The organism is Mycobacterium mantenii, assembly GCF_001667865.1.
In the GTDB taxonomy this organism is placed as follows: Bacteria; Actinomycetota; Actinomycetes; order Mycobacteriales; family Mycobacteriaceae; genus Mycobacterium; species Mycobacterium mantenii_A.
Genome location: NZ_LZJP01000021.1, coordinates 1 through 8,373 on the forward strand (window position 1 = coordinate 1; position 8,373 = coordinate 8,373).

Genomic DNA, 8,373 nt, shown 5'->3' on the forward strand with positions numbered 1-8,373 from the left:
CGTGTGGGACCTGTTGCCACGAAACCAACGGCTGCTCGACGACGACGCGGGCCGAGGCACGGCCTGAGCGGGCGCCGGCAAATCGCAGGTGTTGCACCGGGTCGAGGTCGGCGATGGTAGACAAGTTCGGTGACTTCAGCTGACCAACTCGAGGGCCTCGACCTGGCCTCGCTGGACCGGTACCTGCGTTCACTGGGGATCGGGCGCGACGGCGAGTTACGCGCGGACTTCATTTCCGGTGGTCGCTCCAACCTGACGTTCCGCGTTTACGACGACAGCACCAGTTGGCTGGTGCGGCGCCCGCCGCTGCACGGGTTGACCCCGTCGGCGCACGACATGGCCCGCGAGTACCGCGTTGTCGCGGCGCTGCAGGACACACCGGTTCCGGTGGCGCGCACGATCGGGCTCTGCGAGGACGATTCGGTGCTCGGGGCCCCCTTCCAGATCGTCGAGTTCGTCGCCGGGCAGGTGGTGCGCCGCCGCGCTCAGCTCGAATCGTTCAGTCACACCGTCATCGAGGGCTGCGTGGACTCGCTGATCCGGGTGCTCGTCGACCTACACAATGTCGATCCCAACGCCGTCGGCCTGGCCGATTTCGGCAAGCCCAGCGGCTATCTGGAGCGTCAGGTGCGGCGATGGGGCTCGCAATGGTCGCTGGTGCGGCTGCCCGAGGATCGGCGCGATGCCGACGTGGAGCGACTGCATTCCGGTCTGGGCGAGGCTATTCCGCAGCAGAGCCGCACGTCGATCGTGCACGGCGACTACCGGATCGACAACACGATTCTGGACGCCGACGACCCGACGATCGTCCGTGCGGTCGTCGACTGGGAGCTCTCGACGCTGGGGGATCCGCTCTCCGACGCGGCGCTGATGTGCGTGTACCGCGACCCCGCCCTGGATTTGATCGTCAATGCGCAGGCCGCGTGGACGTCACCGTTGTTGCCGACGGCCGACGAACTGGCCGACCGGTATTCGCTGGTGGCCGGTATACCGCTGGCCCATTGGGAGTTCTACATGGCGCTGGCCTACTTCAAGCTCGCCATCATCGCCGCGGGTATCGACTTCCGCCGGCGGATGTCGGATCAGGCCCGCGGAAAGGACTCCGACCACGCACCGGAGGTGGTGGCGCCGCTGATCTCCCGGGGTCTGGCCGAACTCGCGAAGCTGCCCGGCTAGCCTAGCGGGCCGCGGTGGCGGCGGCGTGCTGCCTTTTTGCCGCGCGGCGCAGCTGCAAGATCCGTGCGGTGCCGACCGCGACCGTGATCAGTCCGCCGACCACGGCGGCCAGCAGGATCGCTACCCCCTTGGGCTGGCTCCAGTGCCAGCCCAAGAACTGAAAGTCCGTCGGCGTCGTGTTCTGGGTGATGAAGATCAGCAACAGGATCAGGATCACAAAGCCGGCGATCAGCGAGGACCACAGCGCGCCGGCGCGGGTGAATCCGATGGCCGGTTCTTTGGTGCGTGCGCCGGTCTTGGGCGCAGGGGTGGTGGGCTTGGTGGGCGGCTGCCCGGGCGAGGCAGGGGTTTGGCTGCTCATAGTGCCATCTTTGCCCTATCCGGCGCAGATTGAAACCGATTCACCGCAACCGGGTCGTCGCGGGCCCGCGTGGGTGCGGTCCGCGCGTTAGGGTCGGCGATATGACGACACCGCCGCGCCCGCAGGGCGGGATCACGCGCGCGGCTGGATTGCTGATGGCGATGTGCGTCATTGCGTCGTGCAGTAATTCCGATCCGTTGGGCACGCAGGTTCGAAGCCCCCGCTCCATCGTCATCGGCTCCGGCGACTTTCCGGAATCGCAGATCATCGCAGAGATCTATGCACAAGCCTTGCAGGCCAACGGTTTCGAAGTCGGCACGCGAATGGGCATCGGCAGCCGGGAGACGTACATCCCTGCGATCAAAGACCATTCCATCGATCTGGTGCCGGAGTACATCGGCAATCTTCTGCTCTATATCGCGCCCCAATCGAAAGCGACCACGCTCGATGCCGTCGAGCGGGAACTGCGTCAGCTGCTGCCCGGCGATCTGTCAATTCTGACGCCCGCCCCGGCCAGCGACACCGATACCGTCAGCGTGACCGGACAAACGGCGGACTCCTGGAACCTGAAGACAATCGCCGATTTGGCCGCCCATTCGGCGGACGTGAGATTCGGGGCGCCCTCGGCGTTCGCGACCCGGCCGGCCGGTCTGCCGGGGTTACGGCAAAAGTACGGACTCGACATCAGGCCAGGCAACTTCGTCGCCATCGATGACGGCGGCGGTGCGGTCACGGTGCGCGCATTGGTTGAGGGCAGGGTGAACGCGGCCAACATCTTCACCACGTCCCCGGCCATACCGCAGAACCACCTGGTGACCCTCGACGATCCCGAACACAATTTTCTGGCCGGAAACATTGTGCCACTGGTGAGTTCGATGAAGAAGTCGGACCGGCTCGAGGGTGTGCTGGATGCCGTGTCGGCGAAGCTGACCACCTCCGGTGTTGCCGGGCTCAACGCCGCGGTGTCGGGGAACGCGGGTGTCGATCCCGACGAGGCGGCGCGAAAGTGGGTACGGGACAATGGCTTCGACCATCCGATCGGAGGATGACTTGATCGTCTTCGACAACGTCAGCAAGTCATTCGCCGACGGAACGACCGCGGTGGACCGGCTAAGCCTGGCGGTCCCAAACGGCAAGCTGACCGTATTCGTCGGGTCCTCCGGCAGCGGCAAGACCACGGCGCTGCGCATGATCAACCGCATGATCGAGCCCACCTCGGGCACCATCACCATCGATGATGTCGACGTGTCCACCCGCGACCCGGTGCAGCTCCGCCTGGGAATCGGGTACGTCATCCAGCAGGCGGGACTGATGCCCCATCAGCGGGTAATCGACAATGTGGCAACGGTTCCGGTGTTGCGCGGCCAGCCCCGCCGGGCCGCCCGTAAAGCCGCCTACGAGGTGCTCGAACGGGTCGGGCTGGACGCCAAACTCGCGACCCGGTACCCCGCGCAGCTCTCCGGCGGCGAGCAACAACGGGTCGGTGTCGCCCGAGCGCTGGCCGCCGACCCGCCGATCCTATTGATGGACGAGCCGTTCTCCGCCGTCGACCCGGTGGTCCGCCACGAGCTGCAGAACGAAATCCTGCGTCTGCAAGGCGAATTGCACAAGACCATCGTGTTCGTCACGCACGACATCGACGAGGCGCTGCGGCTCGGAGAGCGGGTGGCGGTCTTCAAGGACGGTTCGTTACAGCAGTACGACGAGCCCGCGCGGCTGTTGTCGCGGCCGGCCAATGACTTCGTGTCGAGGTTCATCGGCCTGGGCCGCGGCTACCGGTGGTTGCAACTGCTCGGCGCGGCGGGGCTGCCTCTGCGCGACGTCCAACAAATCGAGGTCGAGCGGGTCTCCGCGGCACAACTTTCCGGCGGCTGGGCCGTCGTCGTCGACGATGCCGGCGCGCCCATCGGATGGATCGATGACGAGGGAATGCGTCGGCATCACGACGGTGCACCGCTGTCCGACAGCGTGAGTGGGGTCGGATCGTTGTTTCGGCCACGGGGCAATCTGAGCCATGCGCTGGACGCGGCGCTGTCGTCGCCGTCGGGGATCGGTGTGGCCGTCGATGAGGGCGGCAAGGTGATCGGCGGTGTGCTGGCCGTCGATGTGCTGGCCGCGGTCGAGTCGCAACGGCTGGGCTCGGCGGAACCTCAAGGGACCTAGCCGAATGCACTATCTACTCACCCATCTGGACGACGCCGGGCGCCTGACCGTCGTACACCTTCGGCTGTCGTTGGTGCCGGTGCTGATCGGGCTGGCGATCGCGCTGCCACTGGGTATGTTGGTGCAGCGCAAGCCGATTGCCCGCCGACTGACGACCGCAACCGCCAGCGTGGTGTTCACCATCCCGTCGCTGGCACTGTTCGTGGTGTTGCCGATGCTCATCGGAACCCGCATCCTCGACGAGGCCAACGTGATGGTGGCGTTGACGGCCTACACCGCCGCGCTGCTGGTGCGCGCGGTGCTCGAGGCGCTGGACGCGGTGCCCGCCCAGGTGCGTGACGCCGCCACGGCGGTCGGCTACTCGCCGATCACGCGGATGCTGAAAGTCGAACTGCCGCTGTCGGTTCCGGTGCTCATCGCCGGGCTGCGGGTGGTGGTGGTGACCAATATCGCGATGGTCTCGGTTGGCTCGGTCATCGGCATCGGCGGGCTGGGCAGCTGGTTCACCCAGGGGTACCAAACCGACAAGAGCGATCAGATTCTGGCCGGCATCATCGCGTTGTTCCTGCTGGCGGTCGTCATCGACGTGCTCATCGTGGTGGCCGGCCGGCTGGCGACGCCCTGGGCGCACGCCACGCGCGGCACCGGCCGCCGCTCGGTCGTCGCACCGGTGGTGGGTGGTGCGCGGTGAACTTCATCGAGCGGGCGATCTCCTTTGTACTGACCGTCGACAACTGGACCGGCCCGGTCGGGCTCGCGGCGCGCATTTTGGAACACCTCGAGTACACCGCTCTGGCGGTGGGCGCCTCGGCGCTGATCGCGATTCCCGTCGGACTGCTCATCGGGCACACCGGCCGCGGCACCCTGCTGGTGGTGGGGGCGGTCAACGGTCTGCGCTCGCTGCCGACGCTGGGCGTGCTGCTGTTCGGGACCCTGCTGTTCGGGCTGGGCCTGGGTCCGTCGTTGGTGGCGCTGATGCTGCTGGGTGTGCCGGCGTTGTTGGCCGGCACCTATGCCGGGATCGCCAATGTCGAGCCGACGGTCGTCGATGCCGCGCGGGCCATGGGCATGACCGAGACGCAGGTGCTGCTGCGTGTCGAGGTCCCGAATGCGTTGCCGTTGATCCTGGGCGGGCTGCGCAACGCGACCCTGCAGGTGGTCGCCACCGCGACCGTGGCCGCCTACGCCAGCCTCGGCGGTCTGGGCAGATACCTGATCGACGGGATCAAAGAACGTGAGTTTCATCTCGCCCTCGTCGGGGCGCTGATGGTGGCCGCGTTGGCGCTGGTGCTCGACGGATTGCTGGCGCTGGCGGTGTGGGTTTCGGCGCCGGGCAGCGGTCGGCTGCGGCGAACATACCGGGCTCTCCCGCAGCGGTTGGCGGGCACGTCTTACGGTAGATGAGTGAACGCAGCCCCCTCTGATCCGTCTCGCCGCGTGTGGCAGGCGATGCTGACCTGGCGCGCACAGGATGCTGCCCGGATGGAATCGGTGCGACTCCAGGTGTCCGGCAACAGAATCAAGGCCAATGGCCGCATCATTGCCGCCGCTACCGAGACCCACCCGGCGTTCGGCGCCTACTACGACCTGCTGACCGATGAGACCGGTGCCACCAGGCGGCTCGGGATGACGGTCACCCTGGCCGAGCGGGAGCGAGTCTTCTCGTTCGCCCGCGACGAAGAGAACATGTGGCTGGTCACCGACCATCAGGGTGAGCACCGCGCGGCCTACAACGGCGCGCTCGACGTCGACGTGGAGTTCAGCCCGTTCTTCAACGCGCTGCCCATCCGGCGGCTCGGACTACACGAGCGAGCGGCCTCGGTCACGCTGCCCGTGGTGTATGTGAACGTGCCGGAGATGTCCATCACCGCGGATACGGTGAGTTACAGCAGCACCGGCGGTCGAGGTGAGATCAAGTTGCGCTCGCCGATCTCCGACACCACGGTGAGCGTCGACGAAGAAGGCTTCATCGTGGACTATCCCGGGTTGGCAGAGCGGATCTGATCACCCCGCCCGCCCTGCCCGCGGCGGCCAATTCTTGACGCCAGTTCTCCGCGCCGACCACGACGTGGAAGATGTCGGTGCGCGGGAAGCTGTCGTAACGGGTTCGAGCGGCGTGGCCGGCCTCGATGAGTTCGGCGACCGAGTTGTGGGACGCCAGCGAGTCGCGGGCACGGCTCATCAGCTCGATGACGCGACCGGCCAACGGCACCAACTGGTCGGAGTTGCCTTCGCACATCGCCCGGACCAGGTCCGGGGCGGTGGCCGCGACCCGAGTGCCGTCACGGAATGACCCGGCGGCCAATGCGAACGCCAGCGGGATGTCTCCGGCGACCACGGCCAGGGCCTCGGCGAGCAGGTGGGGCAGATGCGAGATGGCCGCCGCGGCGGCGTCGTGTTCGTCAGACCTGGCGGGCACCACCACCGACCCGCAGTCCAGCGCCAACGTCATCACCGTCGACCACACCGTCGGGTCGACATGATCGTCGACGCTGACCACCCACGGGGCCCCGGTGAACAGCCCGGCGTAGCCGGCGGCCCAACCCGAATGCGCGGTGCCCGCCATCGGGTGGCCCCCGACGAAGCGTTCCTGCAGACCCGCCGCGACGACCTGGTCGAGCACCGCCTGCTTGACGCTTGTGACGTCGGTCAACGGACACGCCGGGGCCGTCTCCTTGATGTGGGCGAGCATGCCCGCCATCGCGGGCATCGGCACGGCCAGCACGATCAACGCCTCGGAGCCGGCGGCGCGCGACAGGGTGGCGGTCAGATCGGTGGTGGCGTCAAAGCCGTCGGCGGTCGCGGCATGCGCGCCCTCCACCGAGCGGTTGTAGCCGAACACCTCACGGCCGGCTGCCGTGGCGGCCCGCATTATCGAGCCACCGATCAGTCCCAGCCCGAGCACACACACCGGTGTCTTAGAAGGAGGGATTGCCACATTCCAAGGTTGGCACATCCGGCGGGAAACGGTGCGGTCAGATGTGGCGGCTACCAGGAGCCATCTGGTCAGCGGCCTGGTCTGGGACTACCGTAAGCGCCCATGGGAGCACAACGGGCCTCTGCCCAGGGCCTGTCCGCGGACACGCCGGACGGTTTCGGCGTTGCGGTGGTGCGTGAAGAGGGACAGTGGCGTTGTGCTCCGATGGCCCGAGCGTCGCTGTTGAGCCTGTCGGCCGCCGAGACCGAGCTGCGCGAATTGCGCAGTTCCGGGGCGGTGTTCGGCCTGCTGGACGTGGACGACGAATTCTTCGTAATCGTGCGGCCGGCGCCGTCGGGGACCCGGTTGCTGCTCTCGGATGCCACCGCCGCGCTGGACTACGACATCGCCGCGGAAGTGCTCGACAAGCTGGACGCTGACATCGATCCCGAGGATCTCGAGGACTCAGACCCCTTCGAAGAGGGCGACTTGGGCCTGCTGTCCGACATCGGGCTGCCCGAGGCGGTCCTCGGGGTCATCCTCGACGAGACCGATCTGTACGCCGACGAGCAGTTGGGCCGTATCGCCCGCGAGATGGGTTTCGCCGATCAGCTGTCGGCGGTGATCGACCGCCTCGGTCGGTGATCGCTGACGTCGGTGATTGCTGACGAAGACCTGATCCGGTCCGCGCTGGCCGTTGCCGCGACGGCGGGTCCCCGCGACGTGCCCATCGGCGCGGTGGTGATCGGCGCCGACGGAACCGAACTCGCCCGCGCGGTGAATGCGCGCGAGGCATGGGGAGACCCAACCGCCCACGCCGAGATCCTGGCGCTGCGCGCGGCGGCCAAGGTGCTCGGCGACGGGTGGCGGCTCGAGGGCGCCACGCTGGCGGTGACGGTCGAGCCGTGCACCATGTGCGCGGGCGCGCTGGTGCTGTCGCGCATCGCCCGGCTGGTGTTCGGCGCCTGGGAGCCCAAGACCGGAGCGGTCGGATCGTTGTGGGATGTTGTCCGCGATCGGCGGCTTAACCACCGCCCGGAAGTTCGCGGTGGTGTGCTGGCGCAGGAGTGCGCTGCGCCACTGGAGGCATTCTTCGCCCGCCAGCGATTGGGGTGACGGGCCTTCGGTTGGGTAAGCTGCTCGGCGGTGGCGTGTCCGAGCGGCCTAAGGAGCACGCCTCGAAAGCGTGTGACGGCTAAAACCGTCCGAGGGTTCAAATCCCTCCGCCACCGCCAAAACAGTTGCACCCTCTCAAGTAGAGAGGGGATCGTCGCCCGCGGCGTGCATTCGAACTGCGCAAGTGGCCCGTCTGCTTAGCGCAGCCGCCTGCCTCCGGTCGCAGGCTTCAGATGCCGGCGCAAAGGGATGAACGCCGCGAACTGACTGCAAGCTGACGCTAGTCCGTCTTTTGGAAGGGGCCCTTTGTCACTTCTATAGCAACGCTGGCGAAGTTAGGATCTCCTGCAAGGAGATCTGCGATGGTCAGCACAGCTAATCGTTTGGCCCTCATCGTCCCGGCCATCTTCGCGCCACTCGTCGGCGCGACCTGGGTTTCGCCGGCGGTGGGCAGAGCAGCCGAATGTGGCGACGGGACCGTCTATGACGCGCCATCGGATACGTGCGTCGTTCTCGCACAGGCGCCCCCTCCGGCGGCCCCGCCACCTCCGCCAGCGGGTTTGCCACCGCCCGGAAGTTCGCGGTGGTGTGCTGGCGCAGGAGTGCGCTGCGCCACTGGAGGCATTCTTCGCCCGCCAGT

Annotated in this window: 9 protein-coding genes, 1 tRNA gene and 2 pseudogenes; 10 read left to right on the forward strand and 2 right to left on the reverse strand. The window is 67.3% G+C overall.

What is annotated here, in order from left to right:
- Window positions 1-129 precede the first annotated feature (129 nt).
- Complete coding sequence (locus A5688_RS03450) at window positions 130-1,176, forward strand: phosphotransferase family protein (RefSeq protein WP_067836314.1); 1,047 nt, start codon at window positions 130-132, stop codon at window positions 1,174-1,176.
- Between the two features lies 1 nt (window position 1,177).
- Here A5688_RS03450 and A5688_RS03455 read toward each other — a convergent pair whose 3' ends face one another.
- Window positions 1,178-1,537, reverse strand: coding sequence for a LapA family protein (locus A5688_RS03455; RefSeq protein WP_067836312.1), 360 nt, complete (start codon window positions 1,535-1,537; stop codon window positions 1,178-1,180).
- A 155-nt stretch (window positions 1,538-1,692) separates the two neighbouring features.
- Here A5688_RS03455 and A5688_RS03460 point away from each other — a divergent pair, with 155 nt between their 5' ends.
- The 5 genes and pseudogenes from A5688_RS03460 to A5688_RS03480 all read left to right on the forward strand — a co-directional run bounded on the left by A5688_RS03460 (window position 1,693) and on the right by A5688_RS03480 (window position 5,704).
- Window positions 1,693-2,586: an ABC transporter substrate-binding protein gene (locus tag A5688_RS03460; RefSeq protein WP_431602639.1), complete on the forward strand. Its 894-nt coding sequence runs from the start codon at window positions 1,693-1,695 to the stop codon at window positions 2,584-2,586.
- A gap of 1 nt (window position 2,587) precedes the next feature.
- Window positions 2,588-3,700, forward strand: a complete 1,113-nt coding sequence (locus A5688_RS03465; RefSeq protein WP_067908080.1) for an ABC transporter ATP-binding protein — start codon at window positions 2,588-2,590, stop codon at window positions 3,698-3,700.
- Window positions 3,701-3,704: 4 nt separating this feature from the next.
- Window positions 3,705-4,391 (forward strand): ABC transporter permease, encoded by a 687-nt coding sequence (locus tag A5688_RS03470; protein WP_067836306.1) that lies wholly within the window; start codon window positions 3,705-3,707, stop codon window positions 4,389-4,391.
- Window positions 4,388-5,100 (forward strand): annotated as a pseudogene (locus A5688_RS03475) (ABC transporter permease). Before A5688_RS03470 ends, A5688_RS03475 begins: the two are co-directional and overlap by 4 nt.
- 4 nt (window positions 5,101-5,104) lie before the next feature.
- Window positions 5,105-5,704: a putative glycolipid-binding domain-containing protein gene (locus A5688_RS03480; protein ID WP_067836299.1), complete on the forward strand. Its 600-nt coding sequence runs from the start codon at window positions 5,105-5,107 to the stop codon at window positions 5,702-5,704.
- Here A5688_RS03480 and A5688_RS03485 read toward each other — a convergent pair.
- A complete protein-coding gene (locus A5688_RS03485) occupies window positions 5,667-6,611 on the reverse strand; it encodes a prephenate dehydrogenase (RefSeq protein WP_165606955.1) in 945 nt (314 codons plus the stop codon). The genes A5688_RS03480 and A5688_RS03485 overlap by 38 nt on opposite strands.
- A 129-nt stretch (window positions 6,612-6,740) precedes the next feature.
- Here A5688_RS03485 and A5688_RS03490 point away from each other — a divergent pair, with 129 nt between their 5' ends.
- From A5688_RS03490 to A5688_RS26635, 4 genes and pseudogenes are all read left to right on the forward strand, one after another.
- Complete coding sequence (locus A5688_RS03490) at window positions 6,741-7,262, forward strand: tRNA adenosine deaminase-associated protein (protein WP_067836293.1); 522 nt, start codon at window positions 6,741-6,743, stop codon at window positions 7,260-7,262.
- Between the two features lie 12 nt (window positions 7,263-7,274).
- On the forward strand, window positions 7,275-7,733 hold the full coding sequence (locus A5688_RS03495; RefSeq protein WP_067908074.1) for a nucleoside deaminase: 459 nt from the start codon (window positions 7,275-7,277) through the stop codon (window positions 7,731-7,733).
- Between the two features lie 29 nt (window positions 7,734-7,762).
- A tRNA-Ser gene (locus A5688_RS03500) sits at window positions 7,763-7,852 on the forward strand.
- Window positions 7,853-8,285: 433 nt separating this feature from the next.
- Window positions 8,286-8,373 (forward strand): annotated as a pseudogene (locus A5688_RS26635) (nucleoside deaminase); the annotation flags it as partial.